A 26,518-nucleotide genomic window follows, 5' to 3' on the forward strand; every position below is an offset into this window, starting at 1 on the left:
ATTCGGCTTCGACCATGGCCACACGCTCTTCCAGGCTGAAAAGCGGACCCTTGTCGCGGTTGATCGCGACCCCGATGACCAGACGGTCGACCAGAGCCATGGCGCGCTGGATGATGTCGGTATGGCCAAGCGTGACCGGATCGAAGGTTCCCGGATAAAGCCCGATGCGCATGGATTACCCCAAAAGCCTGCGTAGTCCCATGCACGCAACATTATTGCCTGCGCAGGTGCAAGTGCATTTTTGGCGGATCAGAAGCCCTTGATCATGCCTTCAAGGGCGTCTTTTTCCATCGCCAGTTCCGAGAGCCGGTACTTCACGACGTCGCCGATCGAGATGAAGCCGACCATGACCTCGCCGTCCATGACCGGCATGTGGCGAAAGCGGCCGTCGGTCATCTTCTGCATGACATCCGTCGCACGATCTGCACGCGTGCAGGTGACGAGCTTCGACGTCATGACCTTGGTCACGGGATCGGTCATGCAACCGACGCCCCGCCGCCCAAGCTCACGCACGATATCGCGTTCCGAAAGGATGCCGAGCGGGCGCTGGCCGTCGTCCGAGACCAGGACAGCCCCGATCCGGCGCGCCGACAGAACTTCTGCAACCTCGGACAAAGTCGCTGACGATGGCACCGTCACGATGGCGCCGTCCCCCTTAACCTTAAGAACTTGCTGTACGGTCATGGGTAGCCCTCCTCCCGATGGGAGAACCAAGGGTCGGACTGAAGGGGGCTTCTGTCAAGCACGCTGTTCGCCTTCAGGCAGAACGGCTTCAAGCCGCGCCATCTCGGCCCGCACTTCCCGTGTCAGCTGGTCGGCGAAGCGGTTCAGTCGGTCGAGCCTTGCGTCGCTTTCGTGGCGGATCAGCCAGAAGGCACGTGTCAGGCTGATCTGGTCGGCGAGGATCCGGGTCAGGCCGGGGGCGGCGGGAAGCGCGAAGTCGTGGACGACGCCGACCCCTGCCCCGTGGCGAAGCCAGTTCAGCTGCACCGAAACCGAGTTCGAGGTCAGCGTGGCAGGACCGATGCCGATTTCGGCCAGGTAGTCGAGTTCCTTGTCGAAGATCATGTCGGGGATGTAGCCGATGATCCGGTGTTGTCTGAGGTCGCCCGCTGTGCGGATCGGAGCGGATCGGGCAAGATAGTCGCGGCTGGCCGCAAGGTGCAGCCGGTAGTCCGTGAGCTTTTGCACGGTCAGCCGCCCTGCCTCGGGGCGTGAGACGGCGATGGCCATGTCCGCCTCGCGTTTCGAGAGGTTGAAGACGCGGGGGAGTGCGACGATCTGCACCTCAAGGCCGGGGTTTGTGTCGCAGATCCGGGCGAGGACCTGCGGCAGAAGGTAGTTTGCGCAGCCGTCAGGTGCTCCAATGCGGACGAGGCCGGTCAGACCGCCGGGTCCGGACAGGCTCTCTTCTGCGCCGAGGGCGGCCCTTTCGGCCTCTTCGGCATGGGGGATAAGGCGGGCGCCCTCTTCGGTCAGGGCATAGCCTTGCGGGGACTTCAGGAAAAGCCGGGCGCGGATGGTGTCCTCCAGCCGGGCGATGCGGCGACCGACGGTGGCCGGGTCGATCTTCAGCCGCTTGCCAGCGGCCGAAAGGCTTTCGGTCCGGGCCACGGCCAGGAATACGCGCAGATCGTCCCAGTCCATCATTGCATTTCCGCAAAGCGTTTTTGGCACATTGCCGCTTTGTCTGGCATTTCCGCAATGCTAAACCTGCACCAGCAAATTCGGGAGGATTCCATGCAAGAGATCGGTCACTGGATCAACGGGAAGCTTGTGAAGGGCACTTCGGGCCGCTTCAGCGATGTCATGAACCCCGCGACGGGCGAAGTGCAGGCGCGGGTTGCGCTGGCAACGCTGGCCGAGCTTGACCACGCCATCCAGGAGGCCGCGAAGGCGCAGGTCGGCTGGGGGGCCACGAACCCGCAGCGGCGTGCGCGGGTGATGATGGCGTTCGGTGCGCTGATCAACGCCAACATGGAAAAGCTTGCCGAACTCGTCGCCCGTGAGCACGGCAAGACGATTCCCGACGCCAAGGGCGACGTGCAGCGGGGCCTTGAAGTGATCGAGGTCTGCATGGGCGCGCCTGCGATGCTGAAGGGCGAGATGATGGATTCGGCCGGGCCTGGCATCGACCTTTTCGCCATGCGCCAGCCGCTTGGTGTGGTTGCGGGCATCACTCCGTTCAACTTCCCGGCCATGATCCCGCTGTGGAAGATCGGCCCGGCGCTCGCTTCGGGCAATGCGATGATCCTGAAGCCGTCGGAGCGGGTGCCTTCGACCTCGCTATACCTCGCCGAGCTTCTGCAACAGGCAGGTCTGCCGGACGGCGTGCTGCAGGTCGTGAATGGCGACAAGGAAGCGGTCGATGGCATCCTGGACCACCCGGTGATCCAGGGCGTGGGCTTCGTGGGATCGACCCCCATCGCGCAGTACATCTATGGCCGGGCCGCGTCGAACGGCAAGCGGGCGCAGTGCTTTGGCGGTGCGAAGAACCACATGATCATCATGCCCGACGCCGATCTGGACAAGGCGGCGGATGCGTTGGTGGGCGCGGGCTACGGTGCTGCAGGTGAGCGTTGCATGGCGATTTCGGTTGCCGTTCCGGTGGGCGACAAGACGGCGGATGCGCTGATCGACCGGCTGATCCCGCGGATCGAGAAGTTGAAGGTCGGGCCCTATACCGCTGGAAACGATGTAGATTTCGGCCCGCTGATCACCAAGGCTTCGCAGGACCGTGTGATGGGCCTGATAAACTCGGGCGTCGAACAGGGTGCGAAGCTGGTCGTCGATGGGCGGGGTCTGAAGATCCAGGGCTATGAGAACGGGTTCTTCGTTGGCGCGACGCTTTTCGACCACGTGACGCCAGAGATGGACATCTACAAGCAGGAGATTTTCGGGCCTGTGTTGTCGACCGTCCGGGCGCCGACTTACGAGAATGCACTGAAGCTGGTGATGGACAATGAGTACGGCAACGGAACAGCGATCTTCACGGCCGATGGCGATACGGCCCGGGACTTCGCGAGCCGGGTGAATGTCGGGATGGTGGGGATCAACTTCCCGATCCCGGTGCCGCTCTCGTACTTCTCGTTCGGCGGCTGGAAGCGGTCGGCTTTTGGCGACTTGAACCAGTACGGGCCGGATGCGTTCAAGTTCTACACCAAGACCAAGACGGTGACCGCACGCTGGTTCTCGGGCATCAAGGAAGGCGCGAGCCTGAATTTCAAGGCGCTGGACTGAGGGGCACGGGCCGCCGACAGGAAAAGCTTGCCGTGCGGACGGGCAGGATTATGTTCGGGAGTGGTTCCATAGCCTGGTGACGAAATGCGCTTGCTTGCGTCCGTGGTAGTCGTCCTGTCTGGCCTTGGCAGCCCTGCGCTGGCCGAAGACTGTGCATCGCTGGTCAAGTCGATGTGCGGTGACGCTGCGGGGCAGGAGGGCTCGGGGACGGTGGACAACACCGGGCGGCGGGTGCTGACGGTCGAGGTCAAGCCCCCCGCCTATGCCATCGGAGACCGCTTCCCGGTCGAGGAGCGGTCGCTTCTCATGAACCCCAAGCGCTATGGCCTGCCCGGGACTGACGGCACCTGGCGCTACTATGCGATGGATGGCGTCGTCTACCGGGTGGACAACACGTCCGCAAAAGTCATCGAGGTGATCCGCGACAGCCGGACCTGGCGTCTGCGCTGAGCTTGTGGTTTGCCGCCGATCCGGTGGAGCGGCAATGTGCCGAACGGGAAGGTGATCGGCCGTTGCCGATGGACCGGGACCGGCGTTTCTGGCATTGGTTTGGCATCCAAGTCTAAGGAGCCTGCCATGCCACGCCTGCGCGCCCTTCTTGCCGTCGCCGTCGCTGTCGGCGCCGTGATGGTGTCAGTTCCAGCCGAAGCGAAGCCGAAGCACTGCCCGCCGGGACTTGCCAAGAAAGCGGTACCCTGCGTTCCGCCCGGACAGGTCGGCAAATCCTGGAAGCAGGGCGACAGGGTCGAGGGCGGCTATGTCCTGATCCCGCGCGAGGACTGGGAGCGCTGGAACCTGCGCGATTACGATGACGGCAGCACCTATCTGCGCGTCGACGACGAGATTCTGCGCGTCGTGCGGGACACGCTGACGGTGATCGAAGCAGTCGGGATTGTCAGCGAGCTTCTGAACTGAGGCGCCGTCGTTATTCGGCGGCAACCCGCCGCGGCTTGAGAAGGTCTTTCAGGTAGCGGCCCGTGTGGCTGCGGTCGACCTGGACAATCTCTTCCGGCGTCCCGGTTGCGACGATCTCGCCCCCGCCATCACCGCCTTCCGGACCGATGTCGATGACCCAGTCGGCGGTTTTCACGACGTCGAGGTTGTGTTCGATCACCACCACGGTGTTTCCCTGATCCACAAGGGAATGAAGCACTTCGAGGAGCTTCCTCACATCCTCGAAGTGGAGGCCGGTCGTCGGTTCGTCCAGAATGTAGAGCGTCCGCCCTGTCGCCCGGCGGCTGAGCTCTTTCGACAGCTTCACCCGCTGCGCCTCGCCGCCCGAGAGCGTCGTGGCCTGCTGGCCGACCTTGATGTAGCCAAGGCCAACTTCACAGAGCGCGTCCATCTTCTCGCGGATCGCGGGGACGGCCTGGAAGAAGGTGCGGGCGTCTTCGCAGGTCATGTCAAGAACGTCGGCTATGCTCTTGTTCTTGAACTTTACTTCCAGAGTCTCGCGGTTGTAGCGGTGGCCCTTGCAGGTCTCGCAGGTGACGTAGACATCGGGCAGGAAGTTCATCTCAATCTTCAGAAGACCGTCGCCCTGGCAGGCCTCGCACCGCCCGCCCTTGACGTTGAAGCTGAACCTTCCGGGCTGGTAGCCGCGGGCTTTCGCTTCGGGGAGGCCCGCGAACCAGTCACGGATCGGGGTGAAGGCGCCGGTGTAGGTGGCGGGGTTCGACCGCGGGGTGCGGCCGATCGCGCGCTGGTCGATGTCGATGACCTTGTCGAGATGCTCGAACCCTTTGATCGTCTCGCATGGAGCGGGCGTCTCGTGTGCGCCGTTCAAACGCATGGCCGCGGTCTTGTAGAGCGTCTCGATCGTCAGGGATGACTTGCCGCCGCCGGAAACGCCGGTCACGCAGACGAACATGCCCAGGGGAAACTCGGCCGTGACGTTCTTGAGGTTGTTCCCCGTCGCACCCACGACAGCAAGCTTCTTCCCGTTCCCCTTGCGGCGCGCTTTCGGCACGGCGATGGCGCGTTTGCCCGAAAGGTACTGGCCGGTCAGACTTGCCGGATCGGCGGCCACCTCGGCGGGTGTGCCGTGGCTGACGACCATTCCGCCGTGCACCCCGGCCCCCGGCCCCATGTCGAAGACATAGTCCGCCTCGCGGATCGCTTCTTCGTCGTGTTCGACGACCAGAACGGTGTTCCCGGCATCGCGGAGGTTCTTCAGCGTGGTCAGAAGCCGGTCGTTGTCGCGCTGGTGAAGGCCGATACTCGGCTCATCCAGCACATAGAGCACACCCGTGAGGCCCGAGCCGATCTGGGACGCGAGCCTGATCCGCTGCGATTCTCCGCCCGACAGGGTGCCTGCGGCGCGGCTCATCGTCAGGTAGTTGAGGCCCACATTCACAAGGAAACCAAGGCGTTCGCGGATTTCCTTCAGGATCGCCTTGGCGATTTCGTTCTGCTGGTTGGTCAGCGTGCCTGCCACGCCTTCGATCCAGGCGAAGGCCTCGGTGATCGACATCTGCACGACCTGGCCGATGTGCAGCTTGGCGATCTTCACTGCCAGCGCCTCGGGCTTCAGGCGGTAGCCGCCGCATGCCCCGCAGGCGCGGTTGGACTGGTAGCGCTCCATCTCTTCGCGGCTCCAGGCGCTGTCGGTCTCACGGTAGCGGCGTTCCATGTTGGGGATGATCCCCTCATAGACCCGCTTCACCTGGTAGACCCGTCCGCCTTCGTCGTAGCGAAACTCGATCTCGTCGCCGTTCGACCCGCGCAGGAACAGGTCCTTCACGCTATCGGGCAGGTCCTTCCACTTGGCCTTCAGGTTGAAGCCATAGTGCTTGGACAACGCCTCCATGGTCTGGGTCAGGTAGGGCGATTTCGACTTGGCCCAGGGCGCGATGGCGCCTTGCATCAGGGTCAGGTTCTGGTCGGGCACCACAAGGCGTTCGTCGAAGAAAAGCTCCATCCCAAGGCCATCGCAGACCGGGCAGGCGCCGAAGGGGGCGTTGAACGAGAAGAGCCGGGGTTCGATCTCGGCGATAGTGAAGCCGCTGACCGGGCAGGCGAATTTCTCGGAATAGGTGGTGCGGGTGGGCTCGGCGCCTTCGGCAACGTCGGCCAGCTCGATGACGGCGATGCCGTCGGCGAGGTTGAGGGCGGTGCGGAAACTGTCGGCGAGGCGGGTTTCGATGCCCTCTTTCACCACGATCCGGTCGACCACCACGTCGATGTTGTGGCGGAATTTCTTGTCGAGGGTTGGCGGGTCCTCAAGCTCGTGGAAGGTGCCGTTGACCTTGACGCGTTGGAAGCCCTGCTTGCGGAGGTCGAGGAATTCCTTTCGGTACTCGCCCTTGCGGTCGCGGATGATCGGCGCAAGCAGGTAGGCTCGCGTGCCTTCGGGCATCGCCATCACGGCATCCACCATGTCCTGCACCTGCATCGCGGTGATCGGCAGGCCTGTCGTCGGCGAAAAGGGCGTGCCGACGCGGGCGAAAAGGAGGCGGAGGTAGTCGTAGATCTCGGTCACGGTGCCGACGGTCGACCGGGGGTTTTTCGACGTGGTCTTCTGCTCGATGGAGATGGCGGGCGAGAGGCCGGAGATATGGTCGACGTCGGGTTTCCCCATCATGTCAAGGAATTGCCGGGCGTAGGCGGACAGCGATTCCACATACCGCCGCTGGCCTTCGGCGTAGATCGTGTCGAACGCCAAGGACGACTTGCCCGAGCCCGACAGCCCGGTGATCACCACCAGCTGGTCGCGCGGAATGGCAACGTCCACGCCCTTGAGGTTATGCTCGCGGGCACCCCGCACCTCGATGAACTTCTGTTCGGCCATGATCACCCCCGGATGCCGCGCCACAGATAGTGCTTAATGGCCGAGTCTCCAACCAGAATTTGTGAACGAAAAGTGAACGGACGTCAATCCGTCCGGGCAAGGCGACGACGTGATTGAAGCTGATGCAGGCCGATGCCGATCGCACAAAGCACGACCGCCGCAACGACAAGGCCGGGCGGTCCGGCGGAGGCAAGGAGTGCCGCAAGAACCGGCGTTCCGGTCGTCGTGCCAAGGTTGCCAAGCTGCGCGACGGCCCCTGCGGCACGGGCGCGGTCTTCGGCGGTGGAGTTCAGTTCGGGGATCGAGGAGAAGCTGGCCCCCTGGACGATCCCCAGGGCTGCCGACAGAAGAAAGCCCCCGGCCACCATGCCGGTGCCCTGCCCCCAGAACGCCCAAAGAACGAGGAAACCGGGGATGGCGGCGGCGTAACCCAGTTGGACCAGCCGAACCGCCGGCATATGCCGCAAAAGCTGCACCCCGAGCGTCAGCGACACGGCGATGGACACAAGCGGCATCCCGGCGGCAATCAGGGCTCGGTGTGTCTCGGGCGTCTCGGGTGGGAGCAGGGTCAGGATGGCGACGTAGAGGAAGGTGTAGCAGCAAAAGCCCATCGCGGGCGCCGCAAGCCAGGGTGAGGCATAGATTTCAACATGTTGCCGGACGATGTTGCCAAGGGGGGCGGGTGCCTGGCGCGGGTCGGGCGGCAGGATGAGGAAGAGGATTGCGGAAAGGCCAGCCATGTAGGCGGCATGGCCAAGGAAGAGCCCTGAAGGCGTGGTGTAAGGGCCGACAAGTGCCAACGCGGTGTAGGTCACGCCGAAGAAGCTGGACCAGAGCGTCATGGCCAGCGGTCGCTGCGCATCCGACGCGACGGCGGCGATCATCGTCGGTCCGACGACGACAATGGCCAGGTGTGAGACCCCCTCGACCACGCGCGAAGCAAGCATCAGCGGATAGGCGGGCATAAGGGCCTGCAGCGCCGACATCCCCGCCCCGGCCAACATGGCTGCCACGATGGCGCGGCGGGGGCCGATGCGGGCGACCAGAAGACCGGCGGTGGTGCCGAAGATCAGCCCGACCACGCCGACAATCGACACGACGAGGCCAAGCGCCACTTCGCCCTGGCCGCCGTAGCTGGCGCGAAGTGCGTCATAGAGGATGGAAATCTTGCCGAACTGCGCCGCAGCCCCAAGGCCCGCGCAAAAGACGGCGATCACGATCAGAGTGCTGCGCATGGAGGAGGTCCGGCAAGGGCCTTCCCTTGTAGCCGGGGCCGATGAGGAATGGCAACTGTCGACACTGCTACCGCTTGGCATCAGATGCCGGAACTGTGCATGCACAGATTCATGTAATGCTTGCAAAGCAAACATGAATGTTAAGTATCAATTGCATGAAAGAGCTTTGGATCATTCTGGCGCTGGCCCAGACCGGGTTCGCGCTTCCCGCGCAGGCTGGCGATCTTTGCCCGCTGGTTGCAGAGCTGAACACCTACCTTACTGCGAACAGCAACTACGACGCCGTCGCCTGCCCTGAGATCGGCTTTTCCGCCCTGCCCGCCGAAGGCGCGATGCGGTCGCAGGCCGGGGCGTATTTTCCGGATACCGGGGATATCGAGCTGGCGGCCGATCTGGACCTTGAGGGCGCCTACGGGCAGAGCTTCCTCCTGCACGAGATGGTGCATGCGGCACAGTTTGCCGCGGGCGCCGACCAGCGGGTCCGTTGCCCCGCCGAGCTTGAGGCCGAGGCCTACCGTCTGCAGGCCGGGTTTCTGCGTGACAATGGGCTGTCGCGTGAGGCGATGCTGACCGATTTTCTGGCCAGCCAGCTTGGCAGTTGCGGGGCCGGATCCGACTACTGAGGCGGGTCAGACCTTCTGCGCCATGGCCCAGGAGACAATGGGGAAATCCGGATCGTCGGTAAGGTCGTCGTCCAGCTCAAGCCTTGGCGGCCATGGTGTCTCAAGATTGCGGGCGGCCGTCTGCCGGTTGCCCCACTGGGCGGACTGGACATGTGCTTCGTCAAATCCGGCTTCGACCAGCAGGTTCTTGAGGCCCCGCGCCGACCAGCGGGAGCAGTCGACCGGGGCGGCATGGAAGGGAATGAAGAACGGCACGGCCACCCAGAACCATCCGCCGCGGCGCAGCATGCGGTAGACGTTGCGGGTCGCGGCGTAGGGGCGGTCGATATGCTCCCAGACCTGGTTCGCAAGGATAAGGTCGAACTTGAGCACCTTGCCGTCAGCGCCCTGGAAAGGACCGGCGCAGGGGTCGTACTGCGGATAGTGGAAGCGCTGGTAGCTTTTGAAGCCGAACGCCTCGCCCCACTTCCCCGAAATCTCGGCCACGTCCAGTTTCTTCGGCCCGAGGCCGTTGATCCACTCACGGCTGGCCTTTTGCATGACGATGCGGTTCAGCGACCGCATCAGATGTGAAGCACGCGACCGTAGGCGTCGAGCACGGCTTCGTGCATCATCTCGGACATGGTCGGATGGGGGAAGACCGTCTCCATGAGCTCGGCTTCGGTGGTCTCCAGCGTCCGGCCAACGATGTAGCCCTGGATCATCTCGGTCACTTCCGCGCCGATCATGTGGGCGCCCAGAAGCTCTCCGGTCTTCGCGTCGAAAATGGTTTTCACCATGCCCTCCGCCTCGCCCATCGCAATCGCCTTGCCGTTGCCGATGAAGGGGAAGTGCCCGACCTTGACCTGATGACCGGCGGCCTTGGCCTTCTCTTCCGTCAGGCCGACCGAGGCGACCTGCGGGTAGCAATAGGTGCAGCCTGCGATGGAGTTCGGCTTGATCGGGTGCGGATGCCCCCCGGCGATGAGTTCGGCGACCATGACGCCTTCATGGCTGGCCTTGTGCGCGAGCCACGGCGCGCCAGCGATATCGCCGATGGCGTAAAGCCCGTCGACGCCGGTGCGGCAGTATTCGTCGGTTATCACGTGGGTCCGGTCGACCTTGACCCCCAGCGCTTCAAGTCCCAGGTCTTCGACATTTCCGACGATGCCCACGGCGCTGATCACCGTGTCGAATTCCATCGTCTCGGTCTTGCCGTCCTTCTCGATATGCGCGGTGACCCCTACCCCGGGTTTACGGTCAAGCTTCTTGACCGTGGCCTTCTCGATGATCTTCATCCCCTGCTTGGTGAAAGCCTTTTTCGCGAAGGCGCTGATTTCCGCGTCTTCGACCGGCAGGATCCGGTCCATCACTTCGACGACGGTGGTGTCAGAACCCAAGGTGTTGAAGAACGACGCAAATTCGATACCGATCGCGCCCGAGCCGATGACCAGAAGCTTCTTCGGCATCCGAGAAGCGACGAGCGCATGCCGGTACGACCAGACGAGATCGCCGTCTGCCTCCAGCCCCGGCAGTTCGCGGGCTCGGGCGCCGGTGGCCAGGATGATCGACTTGGCGGTCAGCGTCTCGGTGCCCTTGTCGGTCTTGACGGTGACGGTTCCCTTGGCGGGCAGCGTGGCGGCGCCCATGAAGACGGTGACCTTGTTCTTCTTCATCAGATGGCCGATGCCGCTGGAAAGCTGCTTGGCCACGGCCCGGCTGCGGGCGACGACGGCGGGCAGGTCATAGCTGATGCCGGTCGCGGAGAGCCCGAATTCCTTGGCGCGATGCATCAGATGGAAGACTTCGGCGCTGCGCAGCATGGCCTTGGTCGGGATGCAGCCCCAGTTGAGGCAGATGCCGCCCAGGTTTTCGCGCTCGATAATGGCAACCTTCAGACCCAGCTGGCTTGCCCGGATGGCAGCAACATAGCCCCCTGGCCCGGCACCGATCACGATCACATCGAAGCTCTGGTCTGCCATCTTTCCCTCCTCAGAAAAAGTAGTTTGCCATTAAACTACTTTCTGAAACCAAGCAACTCAGCGCGCGCCGCAACCCTATGCATCAGGCGCATGGCTGTCCTTAAGACTTTTCACCAGCGCCATATAGCCGCCCTGGTCAAGATAGACCTGCTCTTCCACCGTGCTGACGCGGCCAAGCGCTGCGTTGCGGGTCGGGAAGCGGCCGTAGCGGCGGATCACCTCCCTGTGCGCGCGGGCATGAAGCGCCATGTCGGGGTCGGACGACAGGCGTTCAGTCAGAAGCTCCACCGCCAAGGTCTGATCCGCGGGGTCTTCGGAATGCTCGAACGGCAGATAGAAGAACTGCCGTTCCGGCTCGGGCGCGTTCATATCCCAGCCCTCGGCCACCGCTTTCTTGGCGGCTGCCAAGGCCTTGGCATCGGTCGAGAACGCCAGGGCCGTGTCACGGTGGATATTGCGCGGGATCTGGTCGGTGAGGATCAGATAGGCGAGCGTGCCGACCGTACCGTCCACCCAGTGGTCGAGCCCCCCGTCATGCGCCGCTTGCCAGAGGTCGGCAAAGCGCTCACGGCAAAGGCTGTCAAGCTCTTCACCGCCCGCATACCAGCCCTTGGGGCCGATCTCGTAAAGCCAGAATTCCAGAACCTCGACCGGGTCCGACATCGGTGCCTCCCTCGTTGGCTCAAGCCTTGCAGGGAATGGTAAACTCCGCAACCGGGATGTCAGGGCTTGGCGGCCTCATCCAGAACCGCTTCGACGGCAAGGGGCGAGGCGCCGGGCGTGACGCCCCGGAAGGCACCCGAGACCGTGGGTGCTGCGCGACGGGTCATCCGGTAGGCCGCATAAAGTGCCAGTCCCGCAAAGAGCCCGCCGATGAAGAGGAAGAAGCCAGACGGCCCGATCTGTTCCATCATCCATCCGGTTGCAGTGGGGCCGAAGACCGCCCCGAAGCCGTTGAGGAAGATAAGGCCCGCCGAGGCGCCCGCCATCTGTTCCCGCGTCAGGAAGTCGTTCGTGTAGGCGATGAGAAGCGCGTAGACCGGGTTGGTGATCCCGCCGAGAACTACGGCAACGCCGACCAGCGCCGGGAAGGGCAGCGTCAGGAAGGTGGCCAGGATCATGACCACCGCAGCGACGGCGGACAGGCCCATGATCAGCATCCGCCGGTCCATCCGGTCAGAGGCCCAGCCAATCGGGTATTGAGCCAGCAGCCCCCCCACGTAAAGCGCGCCGACGAAGATCGAGATCTGAGTGATGTTCAGCCCCTCTTGCGCGCCCCAGACCGAAGCCATCCCGAACATCGCCGAAAAGACTCCGCCGGTCAGGAGCATGCCGACGCAACCAAGTGGCGAGATGCTGAAGAGGCGCCGGAACGAGATGCGCCGCGTGCTGTCGAAAGCGGGCGCGGGCGTGGGGGCCAGAAGAATCGGCATGAACGCGAGCGAAACAAGGACCGACGGCAGGATGAAAAGCGCAAAGCCGCTGGGGTCAGGCAGGTTCAGCAGCACCTGCGAGGTGATGATCCCGATCATCTGCACGATCATGTACATCGAAAGCGCCTGGCCCCGCGTTTCGTTCGAGGCGGTGTTGTTGATCCAGCTTTCCGCGGTGATGTAGATGCCGGAAAAGCAGAAGCCCGCGAAAATCCTGAGGACCGTCCAGACGATCCAATCGGGGTAGACCGGGTAGATCACGATGATGGCCGAGATGAGCGAACCGAGGGCGGCGAAGACCCGGACATGCCCTACGCGACGGATCATGCTTGGTGCGGCCCAGGAGCCGAAGAGGAACCCAAGGAAGTAGGCCGCCATCACGTAGGAGAGCTGGTAGGTCGAGAAGCCCTCGAGATTGCCGCGGATGCCGAGAAGCGTGCCCTGGATGCCGTTGCCGACCATGAGGAGCATGACTCCGGTCAGCAGGGGCCAGGAATGGGCCAGAACCTTCAGCATCCCGTCGCGCCTTTCCTTAGGCCGATTGCTGACCTTGCGTGCCTCAACTCGCCCGCCGTGGCAAGTCTAGAACCTGAGGTCGGGGCGTTGATGGGCGGCTCACAGATTTTTTCGTTCCGGAACCAGCATGTTTCCGATTTGTGAATTGAAATCCGGACGGGCGATCCCATCTGCCAGTGATTGGTATTTTGATTATGGAGAAGCGGCATGAGCGACACGGGTGAGGATTCAACCCGCAGACGGTTCGATGGTGTGCTCGACGCAGAAGAACTGGCGCTCGCCCGGTCGACCGGGGCAGCGCTTGCCTATTGCCCCTTGCAGCTTGGATGGGTTCCCCTGACGACCGAAGACGACACGGACGCGGTCACGCCGCTGTCCTGGCAGGTCGGGACGCTGAACCTTTACAAGCAGATCGACGGGACGCCGGTTTATCCCAAGCCGCAGACGCTGACGCTTCGGGTCTGGGTGGAAGACGATCTGGCCATCTACCGCTCGCTTCTGTCCGATAGAAGCCTGTGGACCTACATGCTTGAGTCAATGCCCGAGGCGCTTGACGACGATACGCTTCGCAGCCTTATCGCCCTTTCGACCGAGGGCACGCATCACAAGGTGCGGGTCGCGGTCGTTGGTGGTCAGCCGGTCGGACAGGTGCGGCTGGAATATGGTGCTGACCCCGCAACGGCGGAGCTGAGCTATTGGGTCGGCGCGGTGTCGCGCGGCAAGGGCTATGGTCGGCAGATGGTGTCGCGGTTCATTGACCGGGTTGCGGTCAGAAAGCCCTACATCACGCGGCTGACCGCGCGGGTTCACCCCCAGAACCACGCCTCGCGTCGGCTGCTTCTGGCGTGCGGTTTTGTACCGTCCGACCGTGAGAGCCTGGGCCTAGCCCCGCGCGGACGCGATGGCGGTGAGTGGGATGGTTTTGTTCGCTTGAAGCCCTAAGGCTAAGGGATCAAGAGCGAGCTGTCGCCGTATGAGAAGAACCGGTAGCCCGTCCGGATAGCATGGTCGTAGATCGCGCGGATGCGGTCTTCGCCCATGAGGGCCGAGACAAGCATGACCAGCGTCGACTTCGGCAGGTGGAAGTTGGTCATCAGGGCGTCGGTCACCCGGAACCGGTATCCGGGGTAGATGAAGATGTCGGTCTCTGCCTCGTAGGGATGGAGGACACCCGCGTCGTCCGCAGCACTTTCGATCAGCCGCAGCGCCGTCGTCCCGACCGGGATCACCCGGCCCCCTGCCCGCTTGGTGGCGTTGATCTCGGCCGCAGCCGCTGCCGTCACCCGGCCCCATTCGGCGTGCATCCGGTGCGTCGTCACATCCTCGACCTTGACCGGCAGGAACGTCCCCGCGCCGACGTGGAGGGTCACTTCGGTGAACTCCACGCCCTTGTCTGCAAGCGCGCGCAACAGGGGTTCGTCGAAATGGAGGCTGGCGGTCGGGGCGGCAACCGCGCCGGCATGGCGGGCGAAGACGGTCTGATAGTCGGTGCGGTCCTGATCATCCGCCGCACGCTTGGCGGCGATATAGGGCGGAAGCGGCATGACCCCGGCCTCGGCAAGTGCTGCGTCGAAATCGCCGCCGGTCAGGTTGAACTGCAGCGTCAGGTCCGTCTCGGTCTTCGCGGCAACGGTCGCGGATAGGCGGTCGGAGAAGCGGATCACCTCGCCCGGCTGCACCTTGCGCAGCGGCTTTGCCAGCGCCCGCCAGCCGTGCGGGTGGGGGTCGAGGAGAGTGATCTCGACCTTCGCCACCGCCTCGCCCCGCGCCCGAGTACCGAAAAGCCGCGCGGGCAGGACCTTGGTGTTGTTCAGGACCAGCCGGTCGCCTGGCCGGAGGATATCGATCAGATCGCTCACCCGCCGGTCGCTGATCCGGTCGCCCTCGGCCAGCAACAGCCGCGCCGAGGGACGCGGGCGGGCGGGCCGGGTGGCGATCAGCGCTTCCGGCAGGTCGAAATCGAAATCGGAAAGCTTCATCCGCCGGTATCTTTAAGGTTCGGCGGCTTCTGCCGGAAGAGCTCGCGGAACATGCCGGGGGTCAGCACCGACAGCGGGTTGACCGAGACATTGGGCGCATCGGCCGTCCCGGTCAGCCGGTAGTTGAAGCCGAAGAGCCCCTCGCCCCTGCGGGAAAAGATCTGCCCCACCCCGTTCACCAGATAGATCGGCGAGATTACCCCCTGAAGGTCGAGCTTGCCGCTTTGCGACAGGTATAGCCCGGCAAAGGAAATCCCAAGCGATGCGCCCACTGCCGAGCCCTGGCTGATCTCGACGGCTTCAGGTGTCAGGATGAAGCTCACCTCACCGTTGTTGAAGGCCAGCCCCTCGCCGTTCATCTGCTCTAGCAGCCCCACGACCGAAATCGCCGACAGAAGCCCGGCCAGCGCGGGTGCATCCTGAACGCGTAGCCGGGTGAAGGTCGCGTTGCCGTTGTATTCGCCCTTGGGCCCGCGCGGGACCAGCGTCATGTCGAGCGTACCGCCGCGCCCCTTGTCGAAGATGCCTGCCGCCGCCATCACTGCCCCGGCATTCTCGGAGGTGATCCGGATCGCGCTTCCCGCCTTGGCCGGGGCGACCGCGCCCTGGATCTCGGCCTTGCCGTTCACGCCCGCGACAAAGTTGCCGTTGAAGCCGCCCCGCGACGCGAACTCGCCGCGGAAATCGGTAAGCGTGATGCCTTCCGAAATCCGCAGCCGGTCGAACCGGACAGCGATCGGGCCGCCGCCAACGCCCCCTTCCCCGTCGGGCATCCCCCGCATGTCGAGATTTCCGCCCGTTATCGTCAGATCGGGCGCCCGGTTCTTGCCGTTGCCGGTCAACCGGAGCTCTGCCTCCAGCCAGTCGCCCGCCACGACCTTTTCGAACGTGGCCTCGTCCAGCCCGCCGCCTTCGCGCGTGGTGATGCGGCCGCGAGCCTCGAACCCTGGCGCCTTCAGGACCAGCCGTTCCACCACGGGCTGCCGCGAGAGCCGGGCTTCGAGGTCAAGCGCCCCTTTGGTCTTCGCGCCTTTGGAAAAGCCAAGCGCGTCCAGCCGCAACGACAGGCCGACAAGCGTGGAGGTCAGCGTCAGCTGCGGCGGCTGGTCCTTGACGAGCGCGATATCGACGGCGGCAGGCCCTTCGCCGCGGATCGCACCTTCGGGCAGCTCAACCCCGAAATCGCGCAGGGCAGCGTCGGACAGGATCACCGTGCCATTCACCCGCGCCCGGCCCTTCTGTTCGGGCCCGAAGCCTTGCCGATAGGTCAGGTCCACTGGCAGAAGGTCAAGCTTGCCCTTGCCGCTAAGCTCCAGCCCTTCGGTATTCACGGCCACCTCGACCTCGGGGGCGGTCAGAATGCGGCCGGCCACCAGCGAGGGCGAGGTGAAGTCGACGATCCGGCCCGCGACAGTGAAGCTTAGCTCCTCAAACGGGACTTTCGGCTTCAGCGGCATGATGATGGTGGCTTTAAGCTCGGCCCGTCCGTCGCCAAGGTTGTAGGGCTGCCCGGCCTTCGAGAAGAAGCTGAAGGGCTCCTGGTCGAGAAGCGACAAGGTTGCCGTCAGGCTGGCCGAGGTGACGAGATCGATCTTGGCCGTCGCTGGCCGTTCGGTGATGTCATAGACCTTGAACACGGTTCCGTCCGCGTCGATCCGCCCGCCTTCGGGGGCGATGACGTGCCCCTTATCAAGAGAGACCGTGTAGGTCTTGTTCTCCAGCGTGGCATGACCGCTGCCGTTCAGGATCGGCGGGAGGGTGCGGACGAAGCGCACTTCGGTATCGGAAAACTCATAGCCCAGGCTGAACTGCGGCTGCTCTCCCGGCCGCAGGCGCAGGGCGGCGCGCACGTCGTAAAGGAGGCCCTGGCCGACGTTGGCCACAAACCAGGTCCGGGTCCTTGGCACCGCCGAGACCGGCCAGACTTTCAGAAGCTCCTCTGTCTCGATCTGGTTCAGCTGGACATCCAGCGCGCCGCTCCATGCGCCGCCGGTCGCGGCCACTGCCCCCGAGAGCTGCAGCCGCTCGTCCCCGTCCACCAGCACAAGCTGGCCGATCTCAAGCTTGAAGGGCCGGAGCCGCAGCCGCAAATCCACGGCGCCCTGGCCAAAGCGGATCGGCTCTTCGAAAAGCCCCTCGGGATCGGCCATGACCTCGGAAAAAGCCATCTGGCCCAGGATGGTTTCAGGGAGCGCGCCAACCGCTAGGGGTCCGCCGTCGGTGCCCAGAAGATCGCCATGCCCGCGCGCCTTCAGGCGAAGCGAGGTGCTTTCGACGGACAGGTCCGACAGTTCGATCCGCGCCGTGGCCGGATCATAAGTCAGCGACAGCGCCGCCCGGTCGAACCCGATGGGACGCGCGCCGCTTCCCGGAGAGATGCTTCCCGCCGCAAGGTGAAGCTGGCTTTCCAGCCCGGCAAAGGCGCCGGACCCGTCGAGATGCGCCTCAAGCGACCCCGAGATCGGCGCATCGACAAAGGTCAGGAAGGCAAGCGGCGGTGCGATTGCGGCAAGGTCGGTGGCGGCGATGTTGTCGACCCGTGCGCTGAGGCGGGCTGTCTCGGCGCCTTTGTCCGAGACGAGCGTCAGGACCGCCTGGGCTGGAACCGCGCCGTCAAGGAGGGTCAGTCCCAGCTCGGCCGAAACCGCCTTTTCGCCGTTTTCGATGACCAGGCGCCCGTCCCCTACCTGCCAGGACCGCCCGGCGCGTTCGTCGGTCAGGTCCAGCGACAGCCCATCCGCCTCGATCACTTTCAGCTCGGCAAGCGCCGGGGTGGCGAACAGCGCCTCGGCTGCCTGCAGCACTTCGGCAAAGGTCTGCGGCCCCGGTCCCTCACTGCTCCCCTCAAACTCCAGATCGATGCGGCCGCTGGCGTCGCGCCGGACGGCAAGCCTTGCGCCGACCAGACGGACCGAACTGGTCCGGACCTTCCCGGTAAGAAGCGCCTTCGGCTCCAGCGCCACCACCGCTTCGGGCAGAGTCATGAGCGACCTGCCGTTGCCATCGATCAGGCGGATGTCTTCGATGCGGAAGCGCGGCACGAAATCGCTGTCGACAGCAAGCTCAACCCCGCCCAGCGACACGGCAGACCCCTTGGGAAGCCGCGCGCTTTCCAGACCATCGTTGATCCGCGCCTCAAGCTCGGCCACGCCCCAGGTGGGAAGGCGGATGGTCTTCCCGGTATAGGCCATCGTGAGATAACCGAAAGCCAGCGCAAGCACGACAAGGGTCAGGATCGTTGTCAGACTGATCACCGAGCGCCCGCGCAAGGTGCGCCGCGCCGGTTGAACACGTTCTCTCTGACGCTCGGGCACGGCTGCGGGATTTGCCCCGCCTTCCGGCCCCGCCGCCTGGTCCTCCATCTACGCCTGGTGCTCCGCTGCCCGAACACTGGCCCCGATTGTCGGGGCGCAATTGGCCGTCTCGTGCCTTTATCTTTGCGCGAAGACAACTAGATGAAAAGTCACAATACCTCTCAAGGCAAGGAGCCGCGCATGATTTCTGTCGGAGATACCGCCCCCGATTTCACCCTGCCCCGCGACGGTGGCGATATGCTGACGCTATCGGCGCTACGGCCCGGCAAGGTGGTGCTTTACTTCTACCCCAAGGACGACACGCCCGGCTGCACGCTGGAGGCCCAGGACTTCAACGCCCGCCTTGCCGACTTCACCGCCGCAGGGGCCACGGTCGTCGGCATCTCGAAGGACAGCGTCAAGAGCCACGACAAGTTCTGCAAGAAACACGGGCTGTCGATCGTGCTCGCCTCGGATGAGACCGGACATACATCGGAAGACTATGGCGTCTGGCTTGAGAAGAGCATGTATGGCAAGACCTACATGGGGATCGAGCGGACGACGGTGTTGATCGACGGTGCTGGCAAGGTGGCGCAGGTCTGGAACAAGGTGAGCGTCAAGGGCCACGCCGACGAGGTTCTGGCCGCAGTGAAGGCGCTGTGACGGGCTAAAATTTTTCGACGAAAAATTTTAGGCACGACGGGATGTGGCAAGATGAAAGAGACATTGGCCGACTTGGCCGTCGCAGTCCTGGCTACCGCTGACGGACGGCAAAAGACGGCGCTTGGGCGGCAAAATGCGGCGGCCTGGTTCGCTGCGCGTGGCGCCGGTCAGCCCATCCCGATCGGCCACGCCGAGCCGCCCCTGCGCCCGGCGCGGCCAGCCAAGCCTGAGCTTCTGGCACCGAAGGACGTCCCCCGCCGCCGCCCAGGCTCGCCTGAAGGGCGCGTGGCCCTTCTTCACGCTGTTGCACATATCGAACTGAACGCGGTCGACCTGCACTGGGACATCATCGCCCGGTTCACCGACCAGCCGATGCCGATGGGCTTCTACGATGACTGGGTCAAGGCTGCCGACGAAGAGGCCAAGCATTTCAACCTGATCTGCGACTGCCTTGAAGCAATGGGCAGCCACTACGGCGCGCTTCCCGCCCATGCCGGAATGTGGCGTGCGGCGGAAGACACCGCGGGCGACTTCCTCGGCCGCCTTGCCGTGGTGCCCATGGTACTGGAAGCGCGTGGCCTCGACGTGACGCCCGGCATGATCGAAATCTTCCGCCAGGCTGGCAATACGCAGGCCCTTGCCGCGCTGGAAGTGATCTATGCCGAAGAGGTCGCCCATGTGACCTATGGTTCGAAATGGTTCAACTGGCTTTGCGGTCGGAACGGCACCGATCCCAAAGAGATATTCCATGCCCTGGTGCGCAAATACTTCCACTCCACGCTGAAACCGCCCTTCAATGAAGCAAAGCGCGCGGATGCGGGTCTGCCGCCCGACTTCTACTGGCCGCTGGCCGAAAAGGCCGGTTGATCGGCGGTTTTTTGCCGAAAAGGCCCTGTGACGCGTGGGAAAACCCTGAATATGGTCAAAAATGTTGCGGCCCTGAAATGGGATGGATAATGAGATCAAAGCCTTGGGCAAAGCCGCCCCGGGCACCTTGCGAAGCCGACCAAAGGCAATGAACGGATGACCACAACGTGCTGAACCGCCTCGCCTATCGGTTTCACCAAAGCCTCGAGCGGCTCTTTCCCGAACAGCGGCTCTTTCTGAAGTCGGATACCGAGACCCGGTTCATCCGGCTGCGCCCGACGACTCAGATCATCGCACTGGTGGGCGGCACGCTGGGCCTGGCCTGGACGATCGTCGCGACGGCCCTGATCATGATGGACAGCATCGGCGCCGGATCGGCGCGCGAGCAGTCCGTCCGCCAGCAGGCGCTTTACGAAGAACGGCTTAATCTGCTGTCGGCCGACCGCGACCTTCGTGCGGAAGAGGCGGTCCGGGCGCAGGAACGCTTCAACGTGGCCCTTACCCAGGTCTCTGACATGCAGGAGCGGCTTCTCGCCTCGGAAGACCGCCGGCGTGAGCTTGAAACCGGAATCGACGCCATTCAGGACACGCTTCGCCGCACGATCAGCGAACGCGACGAGGCCCGGGCCGAGGCCGACCGCGTGACGCTCGCGCTGAACACCCAGTCCGGCGGCGTAACCGAGATGGGCCGGGCGAAAGACACGGTCGCCACCCTTCAATTCCTGACCGGCGCGCTTGGCGAAGCGGCGGAAGAGCGCAACGCGGAACTGGCCGAGGCCGAGATCGCCCGCGAAGAGACCCGCCTTGTCGCGGATGAGAAGAAAGCGCTGGAGATGCGCAACGACGCTATCTTCGCCAAGCTTGAAGAAGCGCTGACCATCTCGGTCGAACCCCTGGACAACATGTTCCGCGAAGCGGGCATGTCGCCCGAAGACCTGCTTGACGCAGTGCGCGACGGCTATTCCGGCCAGGGCGGGCCGCTGACGCCGATCAGCTTTTCCTCCTCCGGCGGCGCCCTGACCCCCGACGAGCAGCGCGCGAACGCGATCCTCACCGGCCTCGACCGGATGAACATGTACCGCATCGCGGCCTTCAAGCTGCCGTTTGCGATGCCGCTGAAAGACAGCTTCCGCTGGACCTCGGGCTTCGGCTACCGCCGCGACCCGAAGGGCTACGGCACCCGGATGCATGAAGGCACCGACATGGCGGGCGCCTACGGCACGCCGGTCTATGCGACTGCGGATGGCACCATCACCCACGCCGGATGGGATTCGGGCTATGGCCGTCTGGTCAAGATCCAGCACGACTTCGGGGTCGAGACCCGCTATGCGCATCTTAGCCAAGTCAGGGTCGAGGTTGGACAAAGGGTATCGCGCGGCGACCGGATCGGTGATATGGGCAATTCAGGCCGGTCCACCGGCACCCATCTTCACTACGAGGTCCGCCTGGGCGGTACCGCCGTGAACCCGATGACCTTCATAAAGGCAGCGAAGAATGTTTTCTAAAAGCCGCATCAACGAGCCGGGCCCCAAAGGCGAGGCCGACAAGCCCAAAGCCCCGGAGAGCCCGATGACCAAACCGTCCATGGATTTCACCCCCTCGGCGCCGAAGGGCAAGGCGGGGGCCTCGGTCCTGTCCTCTGACCTGACCGTCGTGGGCAACCTGCGCACCACGGGCGATATCCAGGTTGAAGGCACGGTTGAAGGCGATATCCGCGCGCATCTTCTGACCGTTGGCGAAAGCGCCACCATCCGTGGTGAGATCGTGGCCGACGACATCGTCGTGAACGGCCGCGTGATAGGCCGGGTGCGCGGCCTCAAGGTCCGCCTCACCTCGACCGCTCGGGTCGAAGGCGACATCATCCACAAGACGATCGCCATCGAATCGGGTGCGCATTTCGAAGGCTCGGTTCAGCGTCAGGAAGACCCGCTGGCGAATGGCCGCAGCCCCGCGGGTGCCGCCCGTCTGGATGGCCCGGTAACCCCCGTCAGCACCGGCGAACCCGGCTGAGTTGACCAGAACACCGACTTTTCTCGGGCATCGGGGGCCACCCCCGGTGCCCGTTCCATTTTGTGCACCGGAAGCCCGGCGCATCATCCTCTGGGCCGCCATTCTCGCATCGTCGATGGGCTTCATCGACGGGTCCGTCACCTCGATTGCGATCCCCGCAATCCGGGGCGCCCTGGACGCTTCGCTGGTCGAGGCGCAGTGGATCAGCGCCGCTTATCTCCTTTCCCTCTCGGCCCTGGTTCTGGTGGGCGGGGCGATGGGCGACCGCTTCGGGACGGCGAGGGTCTTTGCCTGGGGCATCTGGATCTTCATCGCGGCCTCGGTCGCCTGCGCCTTTGCCCAGGATCCGGGGCAGATGATCGCTGGGCGTGCCATCAAGGGGGTTGGCGCCGCGCTTATGGTGCCGGGATCGATGGCCATCATCGCGCGCGCCTATCCGAAGGAAGAGCGCGGCAAGGCTCTCGGCCTTTGGGCCGCCGCGTCTACCGCGACCACGGCCTTCGGGCCGGTCCTTGGCGGCATGCTCATCGCCTGGGGGGGCGAGTGGGGCTGGCGGATGATCTTCGCGCTGAACGTGCCGCTTGGACTTCTGTCGATCTGGATGCTGCGACGGGTCACCGGCGACAGTCGCGAGCCGGGCGTCGGCGTCGACATCGTCGGTGCGGCCCTTGCAACGGTGGGCCTTGGCCTCATGGCCTACGCGCTGACCACCAACGGGGCTGCCCTCTGGATCGGCATCGCCGCCACCCTGGCCCTTGCGCTTTTCCTGGTGTGGGAGGCGCGGGCACCCCACCCGATGATCCGCCTTGGCCTTTTCCGCAACCGGTCCTTTGCGGTGACCAACATCGTCACCCTCGCGCTCTACTTTGCGCTGAGTGGGGTGATGTTCTACCTGCCGATGACCGCAGTCTCGGCCTGGGACGTGAACGAGATCGAGGTGACTGCGGCTTTCATTCCGATTTCCCTCTTGATCGGCATCATGTCCGCCTGGTCCGGTCGCATGGCCGACCGCTTCGGTCCGGGTCCGCTGATGGCCGGGGGTTCGGCGCTGGTTGCGCTCGCCTACGGCGGGCTTTGGCTGGTGGCGGTCGGGGGTGATTTCTGGGGCCGGGTGGTGCCGCTGATGGTGCTGGCGGGCGTGGGGCTTGGCCTTGTGGTGGCCCCGCTGACAGCCGCAGTGATGGCCGAGGTGCCGGACGGCGAACAGGGTGCGGCCTCGGGCATCAACAACGCGGTTGCGCGGGTGGCGGGCCTGATCGCCGTCGCGGTGCTGGGCAAGATCGCCGCTGCCACTTATGGGACGGGCGAGCCGGGCTTCGGGCTGCCCGGCACCGACCCCGCGCATCTTGCAGCGACCGGAGAAGCCTTCGGCATCGTTGCTGCCATCTCAGCCGGGATGGCCGCGCTTGGCATGGCTCTGGCGCTGATGTCGGCGCGGCGTTCTAGGTGATCGCACGGCGGTAAAGGTGCCAGCTCGCGTGCCCGAAAAGCGGTAACACGATGAAAAGACCAAGGAATGCCGGGATCATCCCGGCAAAAAGGCATATGGCGATCAGCGCGCCCCAGCCCAGCATGACGCGCGGGTTTTCCCGGACAAGGGCGAAACTCGTCAGCATCGCAGTCACGAAATCGACCTCGCGGTCCAGAAGCATCGGCAGGCTCACGACCGTCAGGCAAAAGAGAAGCGTCGCGAAAGCAGCACCAACGAGGGTGCCGAAGGCCAGCATCGTCAACCCCTCGGGCGTCAGGAACACGGCGATCGAGGAGGACACGTTGGTCATCGTCGCGTTCCCTAGGAACAGTGCAAAGATCATGTGCGACAGGAAGTTCCAGAAGAGGAAGTAGACCACGATCACCGCCGCCATCGCCGGGATCTGGCGGTCCTTCTGGCGGAAGATCACCCCGAAGATTTCGCCTGCCACCAAAGGCTCGTCGGCCTCAAGCCGCCGGGAAATCTCATAAAATCCGCAGGCGATGAAGGGCCCGAGGATCGGGAAACCGGCGCTGGCGGGAAGCGTCCACCAGACCTGCCCCTTGGTCGTCATGGCCCAGAAGATCAGCCAGCCGCCCAATACGTAGACGGCCGAGAACGCCAGCCCCAAAAGCGGCGCCCGCTTGAAGTCCCGCCACCCCAGCACAAGGCTTTCGCGGAGGTCGGAGGCGTCGACCTCGTTGATCTCGGGCACGGCGGGCGGGCTCGTGATGGCCATACCGGATTTTAGGCCTCAAGAGCCGATCCCGGCAAGTCTGTTGATGGGCCCGTTAGCGCCCTACGGAGGCGGCAGATCGAAGGCGAAGCCTTGCGTCCCGCCCTGATCATCGGCCTGCAGCACGGCGATCCGGTTGTCCGGGAGCCAGACGACCGGCCCTTCCTGCCACAGCTCAGCCGCAAAAGTCGGGGCCGTCGTCGCAACATCAAAGACCATCAACTGCGTCGTTGAATCGCCCTCGGCGCTTTGGGTTCGAATGACGGCAAGCCGGGCGCCATCCGGTGACAGGCGAGCCTGGCGATAGTCGTAGCCCCTCCGCGCCGGGCCGAGGCGTTGATCAAAGAAGACCTCGCCCCCTTCCTCAGAACGCACGCTCAGCCGCGAAGGGTTCCCGTCGCTTGCTTCCGTGGTAACGGCCGACAGCGGACCGACAAAGCTTTCGTATTCATAGCCCGGATCAGGTCCCTGCCCTGCAAGGAGACGCCCGAGATAGGCATCCAGAGTATCCAGAGGGTTCGTGCCGGAAGTCCCGGCGTGAAGCTCGCGAACGTCGAAGGTGCCGTCCGCTACGCTGACGTAAAGCTCGAACCGGTAGAACGTGCCGCGAAGTGCGGTTTCGTCAAAGGTGAGGCGGTTCTGGCCCGCCAGGATGCCCAGCGTCTCGGCGGGCGAATACTCGAATTGCCAACCGTCCGGGACGTCTGCTGACATGGTCCCAAGCGTTTTTCCTGTGGCATCATAGAACCGGAAACCTCCACGGTCGCCCTCACCGGTCCAGGGGTAGACCGCAAAGGTCTTGCCATCCGCCGCGATCAGACCCTCGACGTGATCGGGCAAGCCGAGGACGAGATCGAGGAGGACACTGCCCGCCACGGCGCCATCGGCCAGCGAGACGTCGACACTTGTCAACCGGCCCGCCGGATCAGCCCCCAGAAGTCGCAGCAATTGCCCGTCAACGATGCGCGGGTCGGCGTCGATCGTCTGAAAGTCCGGGAGGTCGATCTCCAGCGCGCAAACCGCTACGGGATCGGTGGCGCAGGTGTCGACTGTGATCTCGTGGGCCTGGACCGATGACGCCAGGATCAGGGTCGACAAGGCGCTAGCGGTGGATGGGAAGGGCATGGAACCTCCGGTTGGTGCCTAATCTAACGACTGGGCAAACGGACCGTCAGGTAGTCTTTCCCGACCCTATTCGACGTCGTCGAAATCGCCGCGCTTCTTGCCGGATGCGTTCATCGCCAGCGTCGCTGCCATGAACGCGTCCAGATCGCCGTTCAGAACGCCCTGGGTGTCGGACGTCTCATGCCCCGTGCGCAAGTCCTTCACCATCTGGTAGGGCTGCAGCACGTAAGAGCGGATCTGGTTGCCCCAGCCCGCGTCGCCCTTGTTTTCATGCGCTTCGTTGATCGCGGCGTTCCGCTTGTCCAGTTCCTGCTGGTAGAGCCGCGACTTCAGGGCCTTCATCGCGATGTCGCGGTTCTGGTGCTGCGACTTCAGGGACGAGGTCACCACGATTCCGCTTGGGAAGTGGGTGATCCGCACCGCCGAGTCGGTCTTGTTGACGTGCTGGCCGCCCGCACCCGAGGACCGGTAAGTGTCGATCCGGATGTCCTTGTCCTGGACCTCGATCTCGATGTTGTCGTCGACGACCGGGTAGACCCAGACCGAACAGAACGAGGTATGCCGCCGCGCCGCGCTGTCGTAGGGGCTGATGCGGACCAGACGGTGCACCCCTGCTTCGGTCTTCAGCCAGCCATAGGCGTTCTTGCCGGAAGTCTTGTAGGACGCCGACTTGATCCCCGCGCCGTCGCCCTCGGTCTCTGACTGCAGCTCGACCGTAAAGCCGTGCGCTTCGGCCCAGCGGACATACATGCGCGCCAGCATCGAGGCCCAGTCGCAGCTTTCCGTGCCCCCTGCACCGGCGTTGATTTCCAGGAACGTGTCGTTCCCGTCCGCCTCGCCGTCGAGAAGCGCTTCCAGCTCCTTTGCCTCGGCGACCTTGACCAGATCGGCAAGCGCCTTCTCGGCCTCGGTGACGATCTCGGCATCGCCCTCGGCCTCGCCAAGCTCGATCAGCTCGACGTTGTCCTTGAGCCCCCCGGAAATCAGCTTGTAGCCGTTCACCGCATCCAGAAGCGCCTGGCGGTCGCGCATCAGCTTCTGCGCCTTGGCGGGGTCGTTCCACAGATCCGGCGCTTCGATCATCGCGTCGAATTCTTCCAGACGATGCGGCGCTGTCTCCCAGTCCATCCTCTGGGCGAGGAGCTTCAGCGTCTTCTCGATCGCTTCGATCTTGCCTTCAGTTTCGGCGCGCATTTCGGGTTCGGTCCATCGGCTGTCTGTTGCGGGCGGTCATAAGCCCAAGCCCGCGCCCCGGCAAGGGTGCGGGCAAAGGGCTTGGTCAGTTGTCAGTAAAGGCCGCCGGAGGCGACGGTGCCGAAATCGGCTTTCTTCGGCACGACGACCGTATTGCCGTCAGAAGTCTTGACGGTCGTGTTTTCGTTGCCGCCGCCCTCGCCTTCGCCATAGGCGAAGAGGGGCAGGTTCTCGCCCATCGCAAAGCCGCCGTCGACGACGACGCTACCCAGGCCGACGTAGGCTTCTTCGCCTTCGCGGAAGTATTCGGACACGACGTTATCGCCCGTCGCATCATCCGGCAGAGGCTGGCCGGTGAAACGGTCGATCTTCTGGAAATAGC

General features: G+C 64.2%; 24 protein-coding genes and 1 pseudogene. 10 read left to right on the forward strand and 15 right to left on the reverse strand.

The genetic code is table 11. The annotated features are described in order from the left end of the window. From ACRCSW_RS09125 to ACRCSW_RS09135, 3 genes are all read right to left on the reverse strand, one after another. A partial coding sequence (locus ACRCSW_RS09125) for an adenylyltransferase/cytidyltransferase family protein (protein WP_438704454.1) occupies window positions 1-172 on the reverse strand: 172 nt, incomplete at its 3' end. A gap of 77 nt (window positions 173-249) precedes the next feature. Beyond that, window positions 250-684, reverse strand: coding sequence for a CBS domain-containing protein (locus ACRCSW_RS09130; RefSeq protein WP_438704416.1), 435 nt, complete (start codon window positions 682-684; stop codon window positions 250-252). 54 nt (window positions 685-738) lie between these two features. Further along, entirely contained in the window at window positions 739-1,647 is a 909-nt protein-coding gene (locus ACRCSW_RS09135) for a LysR family transcriptional regulator (protein WP_438704456.1), read from the reverse strand. A gap of 93 nt (window positions 1,648-1,740) precedes the next feature. Here ACRCSW_RS09135 and ACRCSW_RS09140 point away from each other — a divergent pair, with 93 nt between their 5' ends. From ACRCSW_RS09140 to ACRCSW_RS09150, 3 genes are all read left to right on the forward strand, one after another. After that, on the forward strand, window positions 1,741-3,240 hold the full coding sequence (locus ACRCSW_RS09140; RefSeq protein WP_438704418.1) for a CoA-acylating methylmalonate-semialdehyde dehydrogenase: 1,500 nt from the start codon (window positions 1,741-1,743) through the stop codon (window positions 3,238-3,240). 84 nt (window positions 3,241-3,324) lie between these two features. Next, the gene (locus tag ACRCSW_RS09145; protein WP_438704420.1) at window positions 3,325-3,690 is read left to right on the forward strand and encodes a hypothetical protein; all 366 of its coding nucleotides are present in this window, start codon (window positions 3,325-3,327) and stop codon (window positions 3,688-3,690) included. 126 nt (window positions 3,691-3,816) lie between these two features. Further along, on the forward strand, window positions 3,817-4,155 hold the full coding sequence (locus tag ACRCSW_RS09150; RefSeq protein ID WP_438704421.1) for a hypothetical protein: 339 nt from the start codon (window positions 3,817-3,819) through the stop codon (window positions 4,153-4,155). Between the two features lie 10 nt (window positions 4,156-4,165). On the opposite strand, the gene uvrA is transcribed toward ACRCSW_RS09150, so the two are convergent. Continuing rightward, window positions 4,166-7,030: an excinuclease ABC subunit UvrA gene (uvrA, locus tag ACRCSW_RS09155; RefSeq protein ID WP_438704423.1), complete on the reverse strand. Its 2,865-nt coding sequence runs from the start codon at window positions 7,028-7,030 to the stop codon at window positions 4,166-4,168. Between the two features lie 83 nt (window positions 7,031-7,113). Continuing rightward, a complete protein-coding gene (locus ACRCSW_RS09160) occupies window positions 7,114-8,265 on the reverse strand; it encodes an MFS transporter (protein WP_438704425.1) in 1,152 nt (383 codons plus the stop codon). A gap of 137 nt (window positions 8,266-8,402) precedes the next feature. Between ACRCSW_RS09160 and ACRCSW_RS09165 the strand changes: the two genes are divergently transcribed. Beyond that, the gene (locus tag ACRCSW_RS09165) at window positions 8,403-8,888 is read left to right on the forward strand and encodes a DUF6647 family protein (protein WP_438704427.1); all 486 of its coding nucleotides are present in this window, start codon (window positions 8,403-8,405) and stop codon (window positions 8,886-8,888) included. A 6-nt stretch (window positions 8,889-8,894) separates the two neighbouring features. Here the strand turns inward: ACRCSW_RS09165 and ACRCSW_RS09170 are convergent, their stop codons facing one another. The 4 genes from ACRCSW_RS09170 to ACRCSW_RS09185 all read right to left on the reverse strand — a co-directional run bounded on the left by ACRCSW_RS09170 (window position 8,895) and on the right by ACRCSW_RS09185 (window position 12,798). Further along, the gene (locus ACRCSW_RS09170; protein ID WP_438704429.1) at window positions 8,895-9,452 is read right to left on the reverse strand and encodes a class I SAM-dependent methyltransferase; all 558 of its coding nucleotides are present in this window, start codon (window positions 9,450-9,452) and stop codon (window positions 8,895-8,897) included. After that, window positions 9,452-10,849 (reverse strand): dihydrolipoyl dehydrogenase, encoded by a 1,398-nt coding sequence (lpdA, locus tag ACRCSW_RS09175; protein WP_438704431.1) that lies wholly within the window; start codon window positions 10,847-10,849, stop codon window positions 9,452-9,454. The genes ACRCSW_RS09170 and lpdA overlap by 1 nt, the downstream gene beginning before the upstream one ends. Before the next feature lie 75 nt (window positions 10,850-10,924). Continuing rightward, a complete protein-coding gene (locus tag ACRCSW_RS09180) occupies window positions 10,925-11,512 on the reverse strand; it encodes a DUF924 family protein (RefSeq protein ID WP_438704433.1) in 588 nt (195 codons plus the stop codon). 59 nt (window positions 11,513-11,571) lie between these two features. Further along, window positions 11,572-12,798 carry an MFS transporter gene (locus tag ACRCSW_RS09185; protein WP_438704435.1) on the reverse strand — a complete coding sequence of 409 codons (1,227 nt, stop codon included), beginning with the start codon at window positions 12,796-12,798 and terminating at the stop codon, window positions 11,572-11,574. Between the two features lie 207 nt (window positions 12,799-13,005). On the opposite strand from ACRCSW_RS09185, the gene ACRCSW_RS09190 reads away from it, so the two are divergent. Then, entirely contained in the window at window positions 13,006-13,740 is a 735-nt protein-coding gene (locus ACRCSW_RS09190; protein WP_438704436.1) for a GNAT family N-acetyltransferase, read from the forward strand. 2 nt (window positions 13,741-13,742) lie between these two features. On the opposite strand, the gene queA is transcribed toward ACRCSW_RS09190, so the two are convergent. Together queA and ACRCSW_RS09200 are read right to left on the reverse strand one after the other, a co-directional pair. Continuing rightward, complete coding sequence (gene queA, locus ACRCSW_RS09195; RefSeq protein WP_438704437.1) at window positions 13,743-14,777, reverse strand: tRNA preQ1(34) S-adenosylmethionine ribosyltransferase-isomerase QueA; 1,035 nt, start codon at window positions 14,775-14,777, stop codon at window positions 13,743-13,745. After that, complete coding sequence (locus ACRCSW_RS09200) at window positions 14,774-18,139, reverse strand: AsmA-like C-terminal region-containing protein (protein ID WP_438704439.1); 3,366 nt, start codon at window positions 18,137-18,139, stop codon at window positions 14,774-14,776. The genes queA and ACRCSW_RS09200 overlap by 4 nt, the downstream gene beginning before the upstream one ends. 132 nt (window positions 18,140-18,271) lie before the next feature. Here ACRCSW_RS09200 and ACRCSW_RS09205 point away from each other — a divergent pair, with 132 nt between their 5' ends. From ACRCSW_RS09205 to ACRCSW_RS09225, 5 genes are all read left to right on the forward strand, one after another. After that, on the forward strand, window positions 18,272-18,733 hold the full coding sequence (locus ACRCSW_RS09205) for a peroxiredoxin (RefSeq protein WP_438704441.1): 462 nt from the start codon (window positions 18,272-18,274) through the stop codon (window positions 18,731-18,733). A gap of 51 nt (window positions 18,734-18,784) precedes the next feature. Beyond that, the gene (locus tag ACRCSW_RS09210) at window positions 18,785-19,600 is read left to right on the forward strand and encodes a ferritin-like domain-containing protein (protein WP_438704442.1); all 816 of its coding nucleotides are present in this window, start codon (window positions 18,785-18,787) and stop codon (window positions 19,598-19,600) included. Window positions 19,601-19,767: 167 nt separating this feature from the next. Continuing rightward, the gene (locus tag ACRCSW_RS09215) at window positions 19,768-21,105 is read left to right on the forward strand and encodes a DUF5930 domain-containing protein (protein WP_438704444.1); all 1,338 of its coding nucleotides are present in this window, start codon (window positions 19,768-19,770) and stop codon (window positions 21,103-21,105) included. After that, window positions 21,095-21,610 (forward strand): bactofilin family protein, encoded by a 516-nt coding sequence (locus ACRCSW_RS09220; protein ID WP_438704445.1) that lies wholly within the window; start codon window positions 21,095-21,097, stop codon window positions 21,608-21,610. Before ACRCSW_RS09215 ends, ACRCSW_RS09220 begins: the two co-directional genes overlap by 11 nt. Window positions 21,611-21,656: 46 nt before the next feature. Beyond that, window positions 21,657-23,060 carry an MFS transporter gene (locus ACRCSW_RS09225; RefSeq protein WP_438704447.1) on the forward strand — a complete coding sequence of 468 codons (1,404 nt, stop codon included), beginning with the start codon at window positions 21,657-21,659 and terminating at the stop codon, window positions 23,058-23,060. Here ACRCSW_RS09225 and ACRCSW_RS09230 read toward each other — a convergent pair. The 4 genes and pseudogenes from ACRCSW_RS09230 to ACRCSW_RS09245 all read right to left on the reverse strand — a co-directional run. Next, window positions 23,053-23,820 (reverse strand): DUF2189 domain-containing protein, encoded by a 768-nt coding sequence (locus ACRCSW_RS09230; protein ID WP_438704449.1) that lies wholly within the window; start codon window positions 23,818-23,820, stop codon window positions 23,053-23,055. The genes ACRCSW_RS09225 and ACRCSW_RS09230 overlap by 8 nt on opposite strands. Window positions 23,821-23,880: 60 nt before the next feature. Further along, entirely contained in the window at window positions 23,881-24,942 is a 1,062-nt protein-coding gene (locus ACRCSW_RS09235) for a hypothetical protein (RefSeq protein ID WP_438704450.1), read from the reverse strand. Window positions 24,943-25,008: 66 nt separating this feature from the next. Then, on the reverse strand, window positions 25,009-26,136 hold the full coding sequence (prfB, locus tag ACRCSW_RS09240; protein WP_438704452.1) for a peptide chain release factor 2: 1,128 nt from the start codon (window positions 26,134-26,136) through the stop codon (window positions 25,009-25,011). 92 nt (window positions 26,137-26,228) lie between these two features. Next, window positions 26,229-26,518, reverse strand: a pseudogene (locus tag ACRCSW_RS09245) (penicillin-binding protein); the annotation flags it as partial.

The organism is Tabrizicola sp. (genome assembly GCF_051645465.1).
Classification (GTDB): domain Bacteria; phylum Pseudomonadota; class Alphaproteobacteria; order Rhodobacterales; family Rhodobacteraceae; genus Tabrizicola.